Annotated in this window: 18 protein-coding genes; 6 read left to right on the forward strand and 12 right to left on the reverse strand. The window is 73.4% G+C overall.

Annotation, left to right across the window (positions count from 1 at the left end):
• Positions 1-185 precede the first annotated feature (185 nt).
• Complete coding sequence (locus ACZ38L_RS35110; protein ID WP_465701303.1) at positions 186-788, reverse strand: tetratricopeptide repeat protein; 603 nt, start codon at positions 786-788, stop codon at positions 186-188.
• A 3-nt stretch (positions 789-791) separates the two neighbouring features.
• Complete coding sequence (locus ACZ38L_RS35115; RefSeq protein WP_465701305.1) at positions 792-1,220, reverse strand: hypothetical protein; 429 nt, start codon at positions 1,218-1,220, stop codon at positions 792-794.
• A gap of 452 nt (positions 1,221-1,672) precedes the next feature.
• Here ACZ38L_RS35115 and ACZ38L_RS35120 point away from each other — a divergent pair, with 452 nt between their 5' ends.
• The 5 genes from ACZ38L_RS35120 (at position 1,673) to ACZ38L_RS35140 (ending at position 7,329) form a co-directional block, all read left to right on the forward strand.
• A complete protein-coding gene (locus ACZ38L_RS35120) occupies positions 1,673-2,722 on the forward strand; it encodes an NAD-dependent epimerase/dehydratase family protein (RefSeq protein ID WP_465701307.1) in 1,050 nt (349 codons plus the stop codon).
• Between the two features lie 17 nt (positions 2,723-2,739).
• Positions 2,740-3,795, forward strand: a complete 1,056-nt coding sequence (locus ACZ38L_RS35125; protein WP_465701309.1) for an NAD-dependent epimerase/dehydratase family protein — start codon at positions 2,740-2,742, stop codon at positions 3,793-3,795.
• Positions 3,792-4,943, forward strand: a complete 1,152-nt coding sequence (locus tag ACZ38L_RS35130) for a DegT/DnrJ/EryC1/StrS family aminotransferase (protein ID WP_465701311.1) — start codon at positions 3,792-3,794, stop codon at positions 4,941-4,943. Before ACZ38L_RS35125 ends, ACZ38L_RS35130 begins: the two co-directional genes overlap by 4 nt.
• A 119-nt stretch (positions 4,944-5,062) precedes the next feature.
• Positions 5,063-5,806 (forward strand): hypothetical protein, encoded by a 744-nt coding sequence (locus ACZ38L_RS35135; protein WP_465701313.1) that lies wholly within the window; start codon positions 5,063-5,065, stop codon positions 5,804-5,806.
• A 44-nt stretch (positions 5,807-5,850) separates the two neighbouring features.
• The gene (locus ACZ38L_RS35140) at positions 5,851-7,329 is read left to right on the forward strand and encodes a hypothetical protein (RefSeq protein ID WP_465701315.1); all 1,479 of its coding nucleotides are present in this window, start codon (positions 5,851-5,853) and stop codon (positions 7,327-7,329) included.
• Here ACZ38L_RS35140 and ACZ38L_RS35145 read toward each other — a convergent pair.
• The 10 genes from ACZ38L_RS35145 to ACZ38L_RS35190 all read right to left on the reverse strand — a co-directional run bounded on the left by ACZ38L_RS35145 (position 7,231) and on the right by ACZ38L_RS35190 (position 16,483).
• Positions 7,231-8,121 (reverse strand): glycosyltransferase family 2 protein, encoded by an 891-nt coding sequence (locus ACZ38L_RS35145; protein WP_465701317.1) that lies wholly within the window; start codon positions 8,119-8,121, stop codon positions 7,231-7,233. The genes ACZ38L_RS35140 and ACZ38L_RS35145 overlap by 99 nt on opposite strands.
• Before the next feature lie 249 nt (positions 8,122-8,370).
• Positions 8,371-8,979 carry an HD domain-containing protein gene (locus ACZ38L_RS35150; RefSeq protein WP_465701319.1) on the reverse strand — a complete coding sequence of 203 codons (609 nt, stop codon included), beginning with the start codon at positions 8,977-8,979 and terminating at the stop codon, positions 8,371-8,373.
• A gap of 11 nt (positions 8,980-8,990) precedes the next feature.
• Complete coding sequence (locus tag ACZ38L_RS35155; RefSeq protein WP_465701321.1) at positions 8,991-9,377, reverse strand: hypothetical protein; 387 nt, start codon at positions 9,375-9,377, stop codon at positions 8,991-8,993.
• Between the two features lie 434 nt (positions 9,378-9,811).
• Entirely contained in the window at positions 9,812-10,393 is a 582-nt protein-coding gene (locus ACZ38L_RS35160; protein WP_465701323.1) for an NUDIX domain-containing protein, read from the reverse strand.
• Entirely contained in the window at positions 10,390-11,754 is a 1,365-nt protein-coding gene (locus ACZ38L_RS35165; RefSeq protein WP_465701325.1) for an NUDIX hydrolase, read from the reverse strand. The genes ACZ38L_RS35160 and ACZ38L_RS35165 overlap by 4 nt, the downstream gene beginning before the upstream one ends.
• A gap of 266 nt (positions 11,755-12,020) precedes the next feature.
• Positions 12,021-12,278 (reverse strand): hypothetical protein, encoded by a 258-nt coding sequence (locus ACZ38L_RS35170; RefSeq protein ID WP_465701327.1) that lies wholly within the window; start codon positions 12,276-12,278, stop codon positions 12,021-12,023.
• Positions 12,279-12,324: 46 nt separating this feature from the next.
• Complete coding sequence (locus ACZ38L_RS35175; protein ID WP_465701329.1) at positions 12,325-12,531, reverse strand: hypothetical protein; 207 nt, start codon at positions 12,529-12,531, stop codon at positions 12,325-12,327.
• Positions 12,532-12,708: 177 nt separating this feature from the next.
• Entirely contained in the window at positions 12,709-14,730 is a 2,022-nt protein-coding gene (locus ACZ38L_RS35180) for a protein-L-isoaspartate O-methyltransferase family protein (protein ID WP_465701332.1), read from the reverse strand.
• Positions 14,619-15,875: an ABC transporter ATP-binding protein gene (locus ACZ38L_RS35185; protein ID WP_465701335.1), complete on the reverse strand. Its 1,257-nt coding sequence runs from the start codon at positions 15,873-15,875 to the stop codon at positions 14,619-14,621. The genes ACZ38L_RS35180 and ACZ38L_RS35185 overlap by 112 nt, the downstream gene beginning before the upstream one ends.
• Entirely contained in the window at positions 15,872-16,483 is a 612-nt protein-coding gene (locus tag ACZ38L_RS35190; protein ID WP_465701339.1) for an NUDIX domain-containing protein, read from the reverse strand. The genes ACZ38L_RS35185 and ACZ38L_RS35190 overlap by 4 nt, the downstream gene beginning before the upstream one ends.
• A gap of 313 nt (positions 16,484-16,796) precedes the next feature.
• Between ACZ38L_RS35190 and ACZ38L_RS35195 the strand changes: the two genes are divergently transcribed.
• Positions 16,797-17,111, forward strand: a 315-nt coding sequence (locus tag ACZ38L_RS35195) for a transposase family protein (protein WP_465701341.1), incomplete at its 3' end; no start/stop codon positions are given.

The following is a 17,111-nucleotide window of genomic DNA, read 5'->3' on the forward strand; positions in this document are numbered from 1 at the left end:
ACGGCAGACTCTTGCCCACGACCAGCACGAGCACCCCGGAAAGCCGCCACGCCAGCCCCTCCGACCAGCACGTTCGAAGATGGCGAAGGCTCAATAGAGCAGCGGGACCTGCGCCGCCACCGGATGGAACCAGGCCCACTCGACGGGGCGTGAGCCGTCCAGGCGAAGGCGGCGACAGGGCTTCATCAGAAGTCTCTGATCGACGACGCCCGCTGCGCCAAGTCGGCCGAACCCGGGATGCCGCGCCGGGTGTACACGACCAGCGCTGAGCGCAGGGTGTCCAGCTCCTGACGGTTGCGCCGGGAGGCGACCCCGTCCATCAGCTCCACGCTCCGGCTCCACAGGCCGACGGCTTCTTCGTGCCGGTGCTGGGCGGCGACCGCCTTGGCGACGTTCGCGAGCGTGAGGCCGCGCAGGCGGTGGTAGGTGCCCGGAACCCGATCGGCGAGCGCGGCTCGGTAGTGCTGCTCCGCCGCCGCGTGGTCGCCCATCTCCGTCAGGGTCCTGCCGGTGTGGGAGGCGACGGTCGCTGCGACCGGGCCGGCCGCGGCGGCGTAGATCGGCACGGTGTCGTCGGGGGCCAGCGCGGACTTCTCGGCGGCCAGGATCAAGCGGGCGGCGGCCCGCCCGTTTCGGCTGGCGCCGTGGGCCCGGGCGGCCGTGATGAGCAGCAGCGCCTCCGTCTGCCGGCTGACCTTGCCGCGGGCCCGCGCCAGCGCGGACTCCGCGAGGTCGACGGTGTTGGCCGGCTGCTTGAGGTCGAGGGCCTGGTGGACCAGGGCGCGCATCGCCTATGCGCCGTGGCCGGCCGAATCCGACTCGCTGGCGAGTTGGAAGGCCAGGTTGTAGTACTTCTGCGAGGCCCCTTCGTACCCGCGGTCGTGGCATTTCCAGCCGACCAGGGTGGCCAGCTCGGCCGCGGCGCCGAACGCGTCCCCCCGGACGGTGGCGTTCGGGAAGGTGGAGCCGAGCATCGGGATGACGTCGTCGTTGAGGAGGGTGACGATGGCGACGAGTCCGTGCCCGCCGCCGTGCTGCTCGTCAGCCGTCCGGAACGTCTGCGTGAGCTGGCGGACCGTGCCGACTTCGTCCGAGCCGGCCCGGCGGCCGTTGGCTGCGGCGCGCAGCGAGGCGGCAGCCGCCTTCGGGTCGTAGGTGAGTGGGAGGGTGAGCGCTAAGGCGGAGAACGCGAGGCCGATGAAGTCGCGGCGGTTGTGCACGAGGAGCCTCCCCAGATCGGAAGCGGCTGCGAGGGGATCCGGGGCGATGTCGTCCCCGATGAGATCTGAGCCTAGAGCGAGTTCCCCGACCGTCACGGGCCGGCGGAGCTTTCTCGACAGTGCCTCGGCCACGAACTGGGGGGTCTTGCCCGCCGGAATCGCCCCCGCAGTCACCCAGGCGTGCACGGCTGAGCGGGAGGTTCCCAGCTTCACTCCTGACTCAGCTGCAACCGCCTTGACCGCTCTGGCCAGGGCTTCGTACGTGTACCCGGCTTCTTCGACGACCGCGGCCAGCTGCTTGTTGGGGCCCTTCGGTGCCGTCAATTCGCACCCCTATTGATGATCATGAACAGGATGAACGCGATGAGCGGGGGAACACGGTACCCCCGTTGTGGCGCCGGGGGTTCACTGGGGGAACAGATTCGCGCACTCCAAGGGGAGGTCCATTCCTCATGGTTGGCATTCCGTCAGATGATCGGCTCCGGCAGCTGGCCGGGGCCACCGTGCTGGTCACCGGCGGCGGGGGCCTGGTCGGCAGCCGCATCGTCGCCCAGCTCGCGGCCCATGGGGCCAACCCGCTCGTCCTGGACCGCTTCGACGCCTACCCGCACGCGGTGCGCGACCGGTTCGCGGTGGACCGTCACGCGGCCGAGGTGGTGCTCGGGGATGTCCGGGAGCAGGCCACCGTGCAGTGGCTGGTCGGCCGGGCGGACTTCGTGATCCACGCCGCCGCGTACGCGGACGTCGCGGCGTGCACCCGACACCCGGGTGTGGCCTTCGCCAGCAACGTGCACGGCACCCAGACCGTGCTGGACGCCGTCACCGGGTCCGCGGTGAAGCGGCTGGTGTTCGTCTCCTCCGCCTCCGTGTACGGCGACGGCACCCCGGCCCCCGACGCCGGACCGGCACGGTTCACCGAGGACCAGCCGCTCACCCCGATCTCCGTCTACGCCAACACCAAGGTCTGGGCGGAGCACCAGGTGCGGCTGCTGCTCGACGGCTCCGGCACCCAGCACGCCACGGTGCGGTACTTCTCCGTCTACGGCGACCCGCAGGTGCCCAAGCCCGGCTCGCACTCGTGGATGGTGCCGTGGATGGCGATGTCCGCCCACACCGGCCGCCCGATCCGGCTCAACGGCGGCGGTCGGCAGGTGCGCGACATGGTGCACGTCGACGACATCGCCCACGCCACGATCCTGGCCCTGGTCAGCGACCGCATGGCCGGCCGGACCGTCAACGTGGGCACCGGCGTGGCCACGACGGTCCGCCAGATCGGCGAACTCATCGCCGGCCACTACCCGGGCGCCAAGTTCGTCGAGACGCCCAGGCCCGAGGGCGATCCGCTCGGCGGCTGCGCCGACACCCGCCGGGCCGCCGACCTGCTCGGATGGCAGCCCGGCATCCGTCTCGCCGACGGCATCGACCGGTACGTGGCGTGGCTCAAGTCCACCCCAGACGCGGTCCCGGACTGGTTCACCGCCCCCGCCGCCCTCGCGGCCTGACCGAAAGGATCCTCCTGATGCGAGTCGTGCTGCTGGGCGGTGCCGGGTACCTGGGCACCGTCGCCTCCCACCGCCTGGCCGCCCTCGGCCACGAGGTCACCGTGGTGGACGGGCTCATCTACCAGCGCGAGGACGACCCCGCCGTCCTGCTGCCGGGCACCGTCCGGTTCGTATGCGGGGACCTGCGCGACGCCGACCTGCTGGCCGAGGCCAGTGCGGGCGCGGACGCGGTGGTGCACCTGGGCGGCATCGTCGGCGAGCCGGCCAGCCAGGTCGACGAGCAGCTGGCCGTCGAGCTCAACTACGCCTCCCCGCTGATCGCCGCCCAGGCCGCGGCCGCGGCCGGCGTCGGCCACTACGTCTTCTTCTCCTCGTGCAGCGTCTACGGGCTGCACGAGGGCACCGTGGACGAGGACACCGCACCGAACCCGCTGGGCATCTACGCCCGCACCAAGGTGCTGGCCGAGCGGCACCTGCCCGAGGCGCTCGGCCCGGACTGCGCCCTGACCAGCCTTCGCCTGGCCACGGTGCACGGCTCCTCGCCGCGCCAGCGACTGGACTCGGTGGTCAACAAGATGGCGGCCACCGCCGCCTCCACCGGGCGCATCCCGCTCAACGGCGGCGCGCAGCGCCGGCCGCTGGTGCACGTCGGGGACGTGGCACGGGTCCTCGCCGGTGTACTGGAGCAGCGGCTGGCCGGCGCCTGGAACGTGGGCAGCGACCCGGAGAACCACACCATCGCCGACATCGCCGCCACGGTGGCCGAAGTCGTGCCCGGCGCGGTGATCGACCGCGGGCCTGAGCGGGACGAGACGGACGCCCGCGACTACCGGGTCTCCTTCGCCCGGATCGAGCGGGCGCTGCCCGGTGCCTGCGCCACGACGCTCAAGGACGGGGTCCGCGAGGTCGCCGACCTGGTGCTGTCCGGCCTGGTCACCGACCCCGGCCAGGCCCAGTACGACAACCACCGCGGCCTGGTCGCCGCCGTCGCCGCCGGGAAGGTCGCCCGGCTGAACACCGCCGACTGCCAGCGGTACGGGGCCCGGTACGCGACCGCGTGGGGGACAGAATGAGCCTCGCCGGGCCGGCCGCAGCGCCGTTCCTGCCGTGGAACCGGCCCCTGCTCGGCCCGGAGGAGGAGACGGAGGTCCTGGACACGCTGCGCTCCGGCTGGCTGACCCACGGACCGAAGGCGGCCGGGTTCGAGCAGGCCGTGCGCGAGGCGTTCGGGGCCGAAGACGCCTTCGCGGTCACCTCCTGCACCGCGGCCCTGCACCTGGCCCTCCTGGCCGCCGGCATCGAGCCGGGCGACGAGGTGATCACCCCGAGTCTGACCTTCACCGCCGTGCCCAACGCGATCGTCCAGACCGGCGGAACCCCGGTGTTCGCCGACGTAGACCCGGTCACCCTCAACCTCGCCCCGGCCACGGCCGAGCAGGCGATCACCCCACGGACCAAGGCCATCGCGGTCATGCACTACGGCGGCCAGCCCTGCGACCTCGCCGCGTTCCGCAAGCTCGCCGACGACCACGGCCTGCTGCTGATCGAGGACGCCGCCCACGCCCTCCACGCCTGGCGCGACGGCACCCGGGCCGGATCCGTCGGCGACCTCACGGTGCTCTCGTTCTACGCCAACAAGGTCGTCACCTGCGGCGAGGGCGGAATGCTGGTCGGCCGCGGCGACCTCGTCCAGCGGGCACGGCTGCTGGGCCGGCACGGCATCGACGCCTCCGCCTGGCGGCGGCACGGAGAGCGGCGCACCGCCGACTACGAGGTCACCGTGCCGGGGCTGAAGTACACGATGCCGGACATCACGGCCGCCGTCGGCATCCAGCAGTGGCGCAAGCTGCCCGCCTTCACCGCGCGCCGCGCCGAGATCGCCGCCGCGTTCAGCCGCGAGCTGGCCGGCCTCGCGGGGCTGCAGCTGCCGGCCGTCCTCAACGGGGTCGAGCACGGCTGGTTCCTCTACCCCGTGCTCGTCGACCCGGCAGCCGGGCGCAACCGGGACCAGGTGGCCCAGGCGCTGCGCGAGGTGCACGGGATCGGCACCAGCGTGCACTTCAAGCCGGTCCACCGGCTCGCCGCCTACCGCGATGTCGAGTGCTACCTGCCGGTCACCGAGCAGGTCGCCTCCCGGCAGCTGTCCCTGCCGTGCTACCCGGCCATGACCGACCAGGACGTGCAGCGGGTCATCGACGCGCTGCACGCCATCTGGAACTGACCGCCTTCGAAGGACGGCGCCCGCCCGCGCCCGGACACTCCCATGCCCGGGCGCGGGCGGCTTCACCCGCGGCGCAGCTGTCGAGCGGCGCCCACTTTCCCGACCTGTAGGAGCGCTCCGTGACCTCCCACCGGAGCCGGCCCGAGCCGACGCTGCGCGAGCTGGCCCAGGCCGGCCGCCTTCCCGACCACCAGGTCCTGGACCGGAGCACCCTGTCGTGGATCGCCTGCAACCGCCCCGCTGACGCGGGCGGACCGCCCACCAGCGGGCCCCGCCCGCTCCTCCTGGTGCCGCAGACGGCGTGGTTCGCCCGCCGGCGCACGGCCGCCTCGATCCACGGGGTCCGGCACGGCGCCCGGGTCGCCCTGCTCGCCCAGCTCCTCGCCCCCGCGTACGGCCTCAGCCCTCAGCGCACCGCCGCGCTCGCTGCCGCGGCCGCCTGCCACGACTGCCGCCGCCACCACGACCGCGCCGACCCCGGCCACGGCCGGCGCGCCGCCGACTGGCTCACCGCCCACACCGCCACCGCGACCGCCGCCCTCGGCACCGCGCCGAGCCCCGAGGCGATCACCGCGGTGGCCCTGCACGACGTCCCGCACGACGCCTTCAGCACCGAGCAGGCCGACGCCTACCAGCAGCACCGCCTGCCGGTGGACCTCCTCAAGGCCGCCGACGCCCTCGACCGCTACCGCCTCCCCCTGGAGCGCTGGTGGCCCGACCCGACCCGGCTGCGCCTGCCCCTGCCCGACTGGGCGCCACCGCTCGCCCACGACCTCGTGGTCCACAGCGAACAGGCCCACCTCGACGGCGACACCAACCCGCAGGCCCTCCGGCACGCCCTGAACGCCGTCCTGCCGCAGTAGGAGACACTGTGCACGCCGACTGGGACCATGCCCACACCGACTCCATGACCCCGGACTCCCGGCCGGCGCCCACGGGCCTGGCCGCATCCGAAGCCGACTGGTACCAGTTGCTCGAGCAGACCCCCAACGGGCACCTGCTGCGCGACAACGCCCTGCTAGACTCCCTCGCCAGCGGCGAGCCGATCCGCCTGCTGCACCTGACCCGCTCCGTGGACGCCGTCCGCGCCAGCGGCCAGCTCCTCGCCTCCACCGGCTGCCTGGTCGGCGCCGTCTACGGATCGCCGCTCACCGCCCTGCCCGGCGGCGCGCTGCGCCCCCACAACCTCGGCGCGCACATGCTCGGCAGCCGCGCCGACCTCGACAGCCGCCGCGACAGCATTCCGCTGGTCATCGACGTCGTGCCCGAGCGCCCCGGCCCGGTGAAGGGCCTGGACTACCTGCGCCTGGGCGGCGTCCACCTGGCCGCCTTCCACGCCTTCCGGCACACCCTGACCGACGCCGAGGACGAGCAGGTGATGCGCTCGGTCACCGACCGGGTGCGCATGGCCGCGCCGCTCCTGGACACGCTGCTGCACAACGCGGCGGGCCGGGCGAGCGCCGACGCGCCGTTCGCCGAGGCGCTCGCCGCCGCCGTCCCCGTCCTGCCCTACCTCGGCTACCTGTACTTCGAGACTGTGGCCGAGTACCTGATGCTCCACTCCACCAGTCCCGACACCCGGGAGTTCGCGGACCGCGGGGAGATGAACAACCACCTCTACAAGGACCTGGCCTTCACCGCGGTGGACGGCATGGGCACCCTCTTCGACCTCGGCCGCTTCCACCCCGGCCACACGCGGCTGCGCGAGCTCGTCGGCCGCATCGAGCCCGGCCTCGCGGCCGGGGCGGCTGCCTACGTCCGCCGGCGCATCTCCCACCGGTTCGCCATCACCAGCCTCGCCCCGCACCAGGACGTCCGCGACGTTTCCTTCCGCCGCGCCGACCTGGCGCTCGTAAGCGACGCCGCTCCGCACCTGCTCGGCCAGCTGCTCTTCCGAGAGGTGCGGCTGCTGGACCGCTACCCGCAGCTCTACCACGCCTTCGAGCAGGCCAAGGCGATGGAGGCCTGGACGTACTGGAACACGCAGGGCATCTGCCTGCCCTTCAACAGCGCGAGCGGCCCCAAGGGAGAGGTCGGCGTCAACCCCGCCCACCCGGCGGCCCGCATCACGGTCTGGACGGCCGAGCTATGCGACCGAGGGCTGCTCCACCCCGTCGAGCAGATCGCGGCCGTGCCGGCGCCGCGGCTCGTCCCCTGGCTCGTGGCGCCACTGCGACCGGACCGAGGAGGAGCGGTGGAAGAACCGGCCGGTGGACTCGGCAGTCTGAGCCGACCGTGCCGCCCGCCCTGCCGGGCGCCGCCGGTCAGCGGGCGCCGGTCGGTGGGGTCACAGGACCGGCGGGCGTCCGGCGCGGGTCAGGCGCCACACCGTGGTCCAGGAGATGGGGCGACGCTCACCGTGGCCGCCGCGCAGGCCCTCCCGTAGCCCCTTGAACCAGGTGGCCAGCGCCTTGCGGTCGCGCCGCATGCGCAGCGACGTGATGACGATCCACGAGGTGATGTAGATCGGGACGAGGAGCGCGGGCAGGCGACGGTAGGCGACCCAGACCCGGTTGCGGGCGACCAGACGCAGGTAGAGGGCGTGGCGGGCCGGGTCGGAGGCCGGGTGATGGACGATGATGTCCGGGGCGTAGTAACCGGTTCGGCCCAGGTTCCAGATTCTTAGCGCCAGGTCAAACCCCTCGTGGTAGAGAAAAAACGCGCCTGGCCAGCGCCCAGCCTGCTCGAAGTCCGCCCGGCGGATCAGGATCACGCCTTCGGCCATCGCCGTGACGGTGCCGGGCCGGGCAGGGTCGCCGGCGCGCAGGCGCGGGACCCAGCGGCGCACGGTGACGCCGGTGTCGGGGTCGGCGATGCGGGGCTGGATGTAGGCGGCCTCGGGGTGGCGACGGGCCTCCTCGACGAGCCGGGCCAACGCCTTGGGGTCCGGGATCTTCGCGTCGTTGTCGTAGAAGAACAGGAACTCGCCGGCCTCCGGACCGGCGAGCGCGTCCGCCCCGACGTTGCGGCCCTCGGGGATCCCCAGGTTCTCCGGCAGCGCGACGACCTGAACCCCGTCGGGCACGAAGTCGGGCTCGCACCCGTTGCCGACGATCACCACACGAAGGTCCACGCCCTCCTGGGCCAGCAGCGAGGCCATCGCCACGGGGAACTCGGCGGGGCGGTCGTTCATGGTCAGCACCACCGCATCGACGGTGGCCTGCTTCGTGCTGGTCATCTGGGCTCCGGGGCCGGGTGGGTGGATCAGGTGCGGCGCTCGATCAGGTTCGCCGAGGTCGGTGGCCGCGTGCGGTGCGCTCCGTCGACCTCCACGTCCCGCTGACCGGGCCCACCCTAGTGGTCGCTGGGCTCGGCTCGGGACCCGCGCAGGTGGCGGGGACTTCGCCGGCGGTGTCCACGGGAGGATGTTCGTGCCGGATGCGTGGCCCGCCAGGCATCGGTGAGGAGGCCCGTCGGGCGGCGGGGTTCAGCGGGCCGTTGCCGGTGGCACGAGGAAGAGTGGTTGCCAGCTGGTCGGGTCGGTCGTCAGGGCGGCTTCGGCGATGCGGCGGGCCGAGGCGGTCTTGAGTGCGGCCAGGCACCGGTCGATCTTGCCCTGGACGGCGGTGTGGCCCTGCGCGCGGTACTCGAGGGCCGCGATGATGCAGTCCAGCTTGTCGGCATCGTGGGCGCAGCGCGCTTCCGCGCTGTCATTGGCCTCGAACTCGTCGACGGCACCGGCCAGGACATCGCGCACCGCCGGGTGGGCGCCTGCGGTCTGGTCGGCGGTGACGTCGCGCGGGTCCGCTTTGAAGGCGACGTAGCGCTTGGCGAGGGGCGTGAGGTCGCCGGTGCGGGCCTCGTGGAGGTCGTGGAGTACGCACAGCAGCGCGGTGCGGGCCGGGTCGGCACCTTCCATGGCCGCGAGGGCGGCGCCGATGACGGCGGTGCGGTGGCTGTGGTCGGCGACGCTCTCGCCGCCGAGGATGCCGTCCAGGCCCCAGCCGGTGCGCGGGACGCGGCGCAGGACGCCGGTCTCGTAGAACAGGGCGGCCGTACCGGCGTCCTGCGGGTCGTCCTGCGGGCGGTCGCTCACCTGGTCCTCCGTCAGCTTGTCTCCTGTAGACGGTATTGCACCGACTCCAGGTCGTGGCGGGATCTCTGCGAGATCACCCGTCCGTCGAGCAGTTCGGTGGTCCGGCCGGCGAACCGGTGGGCGGTCTGCGGATCGGCCAGCGGGAGCCAGGGGTGCAGGTCGAGCAGGGTGGTGACCGAGTGGACGTACAGATCCACCGTGCCGGGCGCGTCATGGAGGGAACCGACGAGGCCCTGGAACAGCTGCAGGGGGTTCCACGCCGCCGGGGAGGGGGCGTGCATGAAGCCGTCGTCGGGCGCGTCGGCGGGCATGGCGCCCAGCCAGTACGACCAGTACGCCAAATTCGCCAGCTCGCCGTGCTGGTCGTCGACGAGCGCGGTGGCGATGAAGTCCCGCAACTGCCCGGGGTCGCCCTGGCGGGCGGCGACGGTAGCGGCGGTGCGGGCCTCGATCCAGCGCGGAGTGTATCCGCGCAGCGCCCGTCGGCGGGCGGGCGCAGGACCGCGGTGAGGATGCGGTCGGCGTCCATCGCGGTGCCGAGCAGCGCGAGCAGGCCCGCGTCCGCACCGAGCAGGGCCAGACGGCGGCGCAGCTGCAGCAGATCCGCCGAGCGGGTGTTGGCCAGCGGCCGGCGCCCGGACTCCCAGCCCTGGACGGTGCCGAGGTCGACCCCGAGGTCTTCGGCGAAGTGCGCCTGGGTGCGCGGGATGCTCTCGCGCAGCAGCCACCGGGGTGTGGTAGGCGCTGGCCGCACCGGGGAAGAGGGGCAATTCCTTGGCTCCGGGTCGGTTCGAGCCGGTCGGGCGAGGCGGAGGGTCCGCCGGTTGGGCGCTCACGCGCGCCTCGCTGCGTCTACGGCCTGGGCGGCCATCAGGACCGACACCACGGCCCCGGACAGCAGGAGCCGGCCGTCCATCGCGGCGGCCACCGCCTCCTTGAGCGGCCACCACTCCACGGTCATGCCCGTCTCGGTGGCGGTCAGTTCCTGCTCACCGACCGTCAGGTCCCGGGCGAGGAAAATGTGCAGGCGAGCCGTGCACTTGGTCATCAGCGCGATCTCACCGAGCGGGCTCCAGGTGGCAGCCGTGATGCCGGACTCCTCCTTGAGCTCCCGGCGGGCGCCCTGCAGCGGGTCCTCGCCCGGGTCCAGCTTCCCGCCGGGCGGGGTGAGGACCTCGCCGTGGACGTAGGAGCGGTAGCGGACCATGGCGATCCGGCCCTGCTCGTCCATCGCGACCGTCAACGCCGCGTCGACCTGAGCCTGGTGGAACTCGAAGGCCGCTTCGGTGCCGTCGGGCTGGGTCACCGTGTCGCGGTGGATCAGGTAGGAGCGGGTGTCCAGGAGGGTCTCGCGGCTGTGGTGCTGCCACGGCTGCGGTACGGCCGGCTGGCGGGTGACGGTCGGTGCACTCATGGGCGGGCTCCTTCGGGCTGGCTGCTGGTGAGTAGCGGGAGGTAGTGCTGCAGGTAGGGCGGGACGTGGAGGTCGAGGACTCCGGCCGGGGGGACCATGCGCAGGGCCTGGCCCTCGTCGCCGAGTACCAGGTCGCTCTCGGAGCCGGTCCAGGTCGCGTGCAGGACGCGGGTGAGCGGGAGGCCGTGGTCGGGGTGGGGGCCGGGGAGGGTCCGCAGCCCGGTGATCTCGATGCCGGCCTCCTCGCGGACCTCGCGTACCGCGCTCTCCTCGGCGCTCTCGTCGCCCTCGCGCCAGCCTTCGGGCGGAGTCCAGTAGCCGGGCCAGGGGCCGGGGCCGGCGTCGCGCAGGTGCATCAGCAGGCGGCCCGCCGGGTCGGTGACGAGGACCAGCACGCCCTCGAAGTCGTCGTCCGGACGGGCGGGGCGTTCCAGGTAGAGCGCGCGTCCGCTGCGGTGGGCGCGCAGGACCTGCCGCAGCCGCTGGTAGTGGGCCAGGTCCATGTGGTGGCGCCAGTCGTAGGCCGTCTCGAACCGGAACTCGGTGTGCTCGGCGGGGTCGAGGCGGATACGGGCCTGCTGCTCGGCGGTCAGGGTGCCGCCGTCGAAGACGTGGCCCACGACCGGCACCGGGTACTCGGCGTCTGCCTGGGTGTGGATCACGGCGATCAGGCGGCGGCGGAGAACCCGCGGGTTCTCCGCGGCCAGATCCAGGCCGAGTTCCTCGCGGGCCTCGCGCACCGCGGCGTCGAACGGGGACTCGCCGTTCTCGACCATCCCGCCGGGAAAACCCCAGACGGCCGGGTCGATGGCCGAGTGCATCCCGAGGATCCGGCCGGCGGGGTCGGTGACGAGGAAGCTGGCGTAGGTGGCGGGTCGGGCGATGGTGGTGAGGTGGCTGCCGATGGGCCGCCAGCCGGGGGTGGCGAGGCGGCCGGCCAGCCACGTGATGACCTCGCGCTGCCCGTCGCCGGTGTGCGGCAGAGCGTCGGGTCGGGCCCACTGCTGGTCGTCGTGGTCGCCGGATAGGACCGCGGTCGTGCCGTCCGGCACGACGGTGGTGAAGACGAACTGCCGCACCCGGCGGCCGTTCGTGTTGGTGAAGTCCAGAGTGCGCGCGAACTCCAGGTCCAGGCATGTCAGGCCGGTCTCCTCGGCGAGCTCGCGGGCGGCGCCGGCGTCCACCGCCTCACCGTCCTCGCGGCCGCCTCCCGGGTACTCCCACAGGCCCGGCAGGACGTCATGGGCGGCCCGCCGGATCAGCAGGACCCGGCCCGAGCGGTCGCGGACCACGACGCCGACCCCGAAGCGTTCGATTCCCTCGCGGCGGGCGGAAGCCGTCAGCACCTCGAAGTCGATCATTCGTAGAGCCCCTCATCCTGGAAGGTGAGCACAGCGCGACCCGGCACCGTCACGACGCACAAAAGCGCCAATAACTGGGCACTGCGCAGAAGTTGATGGAGCGTCGGGGATGGCGTCCGGGTTGGAGATCCTGCCGCTGTTCGAGTCGCCCGATGAAGCCCGGCGATTCCCGGCACCCCTGGTCGAAGGCGGACTTTTCGATTTCCCGCGCCCACTGGTCTCCTGCGCCGCGGACACCACGCAGGGGCAGTGCAGCGGGCGGGCCGTCACGGTTCACCGGCCTGGGGCCGGTCGGGCGGCGGGAACGGGAAGAGCCCGGCGGCGTCGAGGCGGACCAGGCTGGTGTGCATATGGCCGTCCGGAAGGTAGACGCGCCGGGGGAGGAAGACGCCGTCGCCTCCGCTCGGGACGCTGACGCCTTCCTCGATGACCGGGCACCCGGTCGTCAGCGCCTTCAGGTGCTGGTCGGTGTCACCGTCGCTGGCCCGCCGGGGCTCACGTGGACGGCTGTGTCGCCCTGCCATGCTCACGGCCCTCCCGGCCGGCGGCTCCGGCCCGGAACGCGGGAGGTCACGCGCCCGCCCCGGACTCGGAAGCCGCATCGGCGTCCGGGGCGGTGCTGAGGCCGAGTTCCTCGGCGAGCTCGCGGGCGATTGCCTGGCGTTCGGTCTCCGGGCCCTCCAAGAGGTCCTCGTACCGCACCCGGCGCGGGTTGGCGGGGATCAGCGTGGGCGGGTAGTGCACCGGGTCGGGGACCCGGTCGGCGGTGTCGGTCACGGTTCTCCTCGGATCGGTTCGGGCGGTCAGCGGACAACGTAGACGGGAACGCTGGTGCCAAGCGCGTTGAGGACGGCGAGCGTCAGATCGTGGGCGTGCGGATCATCCATCTCGCGGCGGGCGGGCGGCATGGGTTCAACCTCTCGGGCGGGGAAGGCGGGTCGGCGGTGGCGGGGCCTACCCGGCCGGTGCCCGGTCCGTCGCGGGAGTCGGCCTGCGGGGTGCGGGTGCCAGCGGGTTGCCGGGCAGCTCCCAGCGCAACGGCAGGCCTGCGCTCGTGCTGTGGGCGCGCTGGCGGGCCGGGTCGCTCAGGTCGAGCCGGTACTCGGCAGGCCTGCCGGCGTGCACCCAGTGGCGGTGGAGGTCTTCGACGTCCGTCCACAGGTCGTGGCTGCCGGACCAGGCCACCTGCCAGGAGTCGCCGTCGGGGGTGAGCAGTGTCCGGGAGCCGGTGGCAGGGTGGTGCAGGAGCAACTGCCCCGGCTCGGGGGCGGCGCCCTGGGCGATGCCCAGCAGGTGGCCGGCGGCCAGCCAAAACCCGGCCTCGCCGTGCCGGTCCGGCACGATCCGGCTGGTGCGCCGCCGGTGCTCCCACTCGGTGTCGGGCGCCGTGCCGGGGCGGGGCGGGCGCCAGAAGTCCTGCCCGGCGGCGGGGGCGGTGGCGCCGCGGGCGTAGGGGCGCAGCACCGCGTCCCAGCCGGTCGCGGTGCGGGTGACGTGGCAGTGGGCCGGCCAGGAGGGGGAGCCGGTGTGGATGCCTGCGATCATCGTGCCGCCGACGGCCAGCTGCTCCAGCAGGGCGGCTGGGATGCTGCGCACCGAGAAGGAGAGCACGATCGCGTCGAACTGCTCGCCCACTCGGCTGGCCAGCGCGTCGCCAGTCAGCAGCTGCGGCCGGTACCCGGCGGCGGCCAGGCGCTGGCGGGCGGCGCGGGCGAGCAGCGGGTCCACCTCGATGCCGGTCACCCGCTCCTCGCCGGTGATCTCGCACAGCAGCGCGGCCACCGTCCCGGCGCCGGTCCCGGCCTCCAGCACCCGCATGCCCGGCCGCAGGTGCAGGGGTTGGAGCAGGTGGACGATGCCGGTGGCGTCGGTGGTCATCGACGCGAAGCCGCCGCCGACCGCGAGGTGGCCGCGCGGCACGGCGGCCGGGTCCTGGCCGGGCAGTTGGAGCATCACGGACCTGCCGCTGTAGGCCAGGCGCAGCCACTCGTCCCGGTCGCCGGGGTGGGCTGCGTCCAGCAGCTGCCAGATGCGCTGGTCGGTGCCGGCGATCTGGGTGCGGGGGGCGTAGCCGCGCGGGACGACGATCTCGCGGCGCACCGCGGCGAAGGCCGCCCGCAGCAGCGGGTCGGTCAGGCCTGCCTCCTCTTCCAGGCGCTTCACCAGTTCGGCCCGCAGCTGCCGGCCGGCGGCGGCTGCGTCGGCTTCTTCGTGGGCGGTGTCCGGGGGCGATGCGTCGCGCTGCTGGAGCGACCACAGCAGGGACAGCTCTCCGTCCGCCAGGGCGAGGAGTTCCTCCAGGGTGCCCTCCTCCACGACCCGGCCGTCCTTGAGGACGACGACCCGGTCCACGTACCGCAGGCATGTCAGGCGGTGGGTCACCAGCACGGTGGCGCGCCCGTGCGACTGCTGGCGCAGCCCGGTGATGATCCGGTGCTCGCCCTCGGCGTCCAGCGCGCTGGTGGGTTCGTCCATGACCAGCAGGTCGCTCGGGCGGTAGAACGCTCTCGCCAGTGCGACGCGCTGCCACTCCCCGCCCGACAGGTCACCGGAGCCGCCCCAGAACGCGCGGGCCATCAGCGTGTCCAGGCCGTTGCGCAGCTTGCCGATCACCCGGTGCGCGCCGGCGGCCTCGGCGGCGGCGAGCACCGCTGCGCGGCCGCCCTCGTGGGGCTGGCCGAGGGTGATGTTGGCCTCCAGTGTCACCGGGAACTTCGCGTACTGCTGCGGCACGTACGCCACGCGCTTCCAGGCCGACTCCGGGTCCAGGTTGCGCATGTCCGCGCCGTCCCAGGTCACCCGCCCGCCGTCGGCGAGGTAGAGGCCGGCCAGGCACTTGGACAGGGTGGTCTTGCCGGAGCCGTTCATCCCGACCAGGCCGACGATCTCCCCGCGCCGTACCTCGAAGCTGACCTTGTCCAGCGCGGGCCGCTGCGCGTCGGGGTAGGTGAAGGTGATCTCTTCGGCGCGGAACACCGCGCCCGGGTGACCTGCGCGGTGCCGCGGGTGAGCCGGTGTTCGGCGGCCTCCTCCAGGAAGGCCCGCCAGGAGCCCAGGTAGGTCGAGGTGCGAAAGAGCCGCCCGGCAGCGACCACCATGCCCCACAGCGCGGCGCTCACCGTCTGGAGCGCCAGCACCGCCGTCCCGGCCCGGGCCAGCGACATCTGGCCGCTCGCCAGCAGCGCGAACAGCGCGCCCCACAGCAGCAGCGACGACAGCCCGGCAACGGCCGACCCCACCGCGGCGATCCTCGCCGACTGCCATGCCGCCCGGTACTCGCGGTCGCGCACCAGCGCGGCGTGGTGGCGGTAGCGGCCCATCAGGTAGGCGGCCATCGTGCCGGCGCGGACCTGGTCGGCGGGGTACTTGTCGCTCAGGTACCAGCGCAGCGCCCCCATCATCCGCCGGTCGGGGATCGAGCGCTGGTAGGAGCTGTACTCGACGTGCTGCGCGCGGACCAGCGAGATCCAGCGCGGCGCGATCCCAAGGGCCAGCAGCGGCAGCAGGAGCGGGTGCAGCACGGAGACCACGGCTGCCGCGCCGACCAGGGAGGCCGCCGACGCGATCAGGTCCTGGGTGCCGGAGACCAGATCCCCGGCGGTGTTCGCGCCACGCTCCGCGGCCTCGGCGCGGTCGCTGAAGCCCGGGTACTCGAACGCGATCAGCTCCGCGCCGGCCACCGCCTCCAGGAGCATCGCCTCGGCCTGCGCGGTCAGCTGCGGCGCCACCCGGCGCGACAGCGCCGCGACCGTCAGGCCCAGCAGTGCCCTCGCGCTGCTCGTCACGCCCCACAGCAGCAGCGACGGCAGCGCGGCGTGCAGCCGGCCCGCGACGCCGCCCGTGCCGAGGAGCACACCGAACGCCCAGGTGGTGGCCAGCAGCCCGACCGCCTGCAGGGCGCCGGCGGCGACCTGGCACACCATCAGTACGACCACGGCGCGGCCGTCCACCCGCCACGCCAGCCCGAGCGCCTCCCGCAGCACCCCGGGCAGCCGTCCCGAGATCTGCCGCACGCCCGCAGCCCGCACCTCCCGGTCGGCCGCATCCCAGCCCAGCTCCAGGCCGTAGTTTTCCTGCTCCGTGCCGGCGTCCTCGGCGGGCTCCTTCGCCGCGCCGGTCACCGCTTCACCGCCGCCGTGTGCGGGTGGCGGTCGGCCGCCGCCGCGGCCGCGTCGTCGGCGCACATGTACTGGGCGGTGCCGGGGTGGCGTGCCAGCAGCCACCGGCTGACCTGATCGAATCGGGCAGGGCTGAGGATCGTCCGCCAGTCGTCCAGGGTGTGGACCTCCCAGTGGGTGTGCTCGCGCTCGTCCAGGCGCACCGCGTCGAGCTGGCGGTCGGTCAGGGTGCCGCCGTCGAAGATCACACCGGTCTTGCCGAGCGGCCACCCGGTGCTGGGTTTGAGGTAGTGCACGGCCAGCAGCACCGGCGCTCCGGTGAACTCCAGGCCGGTCTCCTCCCAGCACTCCTGCCGGGCGGTGTCCCACGGTGTCGCGTCCTTCTCGACGTTCCCGCCGGGCAGCTGCCAGCGCTGGCCGTGCTCCGCCCGCGCGGTGTGCAGCATGAAGAGCCGGCCCTGCTCGTCGGTGAACACCAGGCAGGCGTAGAGGGTGGAGTTCTCGATGGTGGCGACGTACTGCGCGGGCGGCAGCCAGTCGCCGCTCACCTCCCCGCTGCCCTGGGTCGGGCGGGCGTGCGGCGGGCCGGAGCGGGATGTGCCGGTGGCCATGGATCTCCCGGGGTGTTCGAGTGCGGCGTCGTGGTCGGTGCGGCGATCCTGGCAGCGTCGCGGCAGCGGGCCGGGCGTGTCCCGGCGGAAGTCATCAGTTCGTGGCAACTCTCGTGTCGTGGCGCGAGGTTGTGTGACGCCTCACGCCCCGCCCCGCACCCCGGGGCAGGACCGGTCACGCCCCGCCCCCGTAGTGGCCGGGACTACGAGGTCGTACAGGCGCTCGGGCAGGAACTCCCGCACGTTTCACCGCTGCTGCACTGCACCGTCTCGGTCGCGGGGGTGTTCTCGATGAGGCTCTGGCTCGTAATCGGTGGTAACGAAGGGTGACGAACGTCGTTGGCATGGTGCGCGCGATGTCAATGAGCTGGTGAGTGTGGTGTTTTCAGGACTTTCGGCCCTCGTCGTCGAGGGCGTGACGGACGAGGGCGAGGTCATCCGTGTGTCGGCGCGGACCCGGGACGATCCGGTGCCGTGCCCGGCGTGCGGGACGCCGACGGGGCGGGTGCACAGCTTCCACGGGCGGGTGGTCACGGACGTGCCGGTGGACGGCCGCCGGGTCGTGGTGTCGGTGCGGGTGCGGCGTCTGGTCTGCCCGGTGCTCGGCTGCCCGCGGCAGACGTTCCGC

The organism is Kitasatospora sp. NPDC024654, assembly GCF_055559155.1.

Coding starts and splice junctions, on each gene's coding strand:
- ACZ38L_RS35120 (WP_465701307.1), top strand. CDS start 1,673: ATGGTTGGCATTCCGTCAGATGATCGGCTCCGGCAGCTGGCCGGGGCC.
- ACZ38L_RS35110 (WP_465701303.1), bottom strand. CDS start 788: ATGCGCGCCCTGGTCCACCAGGCCCTCGACCTCAAGCAGCCGGCCAAC.
- ACZ38L_RS35130 (WP_465701311.1), top strand. CDS start 3,792: ATGAGCCTCGCCGGGCCGGCCGCAGCGCCGTTCCTGCCGTGGAACCGG.
- ACZ38L_RS35145 (WP_465701317.1), bottom strand. CDS start 8,121: ATGACCAGCACGAAGCAGGCCACCGTCGATGCGGTGGTGCTGACCATG.
- ACZ38L_RS35140 (WP_465701315.1), top strand. CDS start 5,851: ATGACCCCGGACTCCCGGCCGGCGCCCACGGGCCTGGCCGCATCCGAA.
- ACZ38L_RS35190 (WP_465701339.1), bottom strand. CDS start 16,483: ATGGCCACCGGCACATCCCGCTCCGGCCCGCCGCACGCCCGCCCGACC.
- ACZ38L_RS35125 (WP_465701309.1), top strand. CDS start 2,740: ATGCGAGTCGTGCTGCTGGGCGGTGCCGGGTACCTGGGCACCGTCGCC.
- ACZ38L_RS35170 (WP_465701327.1), bottom strand. CDS start 12,278: ATGGCAGGGCGACACAGCCGTCCACGTGAGCCCCGGCGGGCCAGCGAC.
- ACZ38L_RS35165 (WP_465701325.1), bottom strand. CDS start 11,754: ATGATCGACTTCGAGGTGCTGACGGCTTCCGCCCGCCGCGAGGGAATC.
- ACZ38L_RS35160 (WP_465701323.1), bottom strand. CDS start 10,393: ATGAGTGCACCGACCGTCACCCGCCAGCCGGCCGTACCGCAGCCGTGG.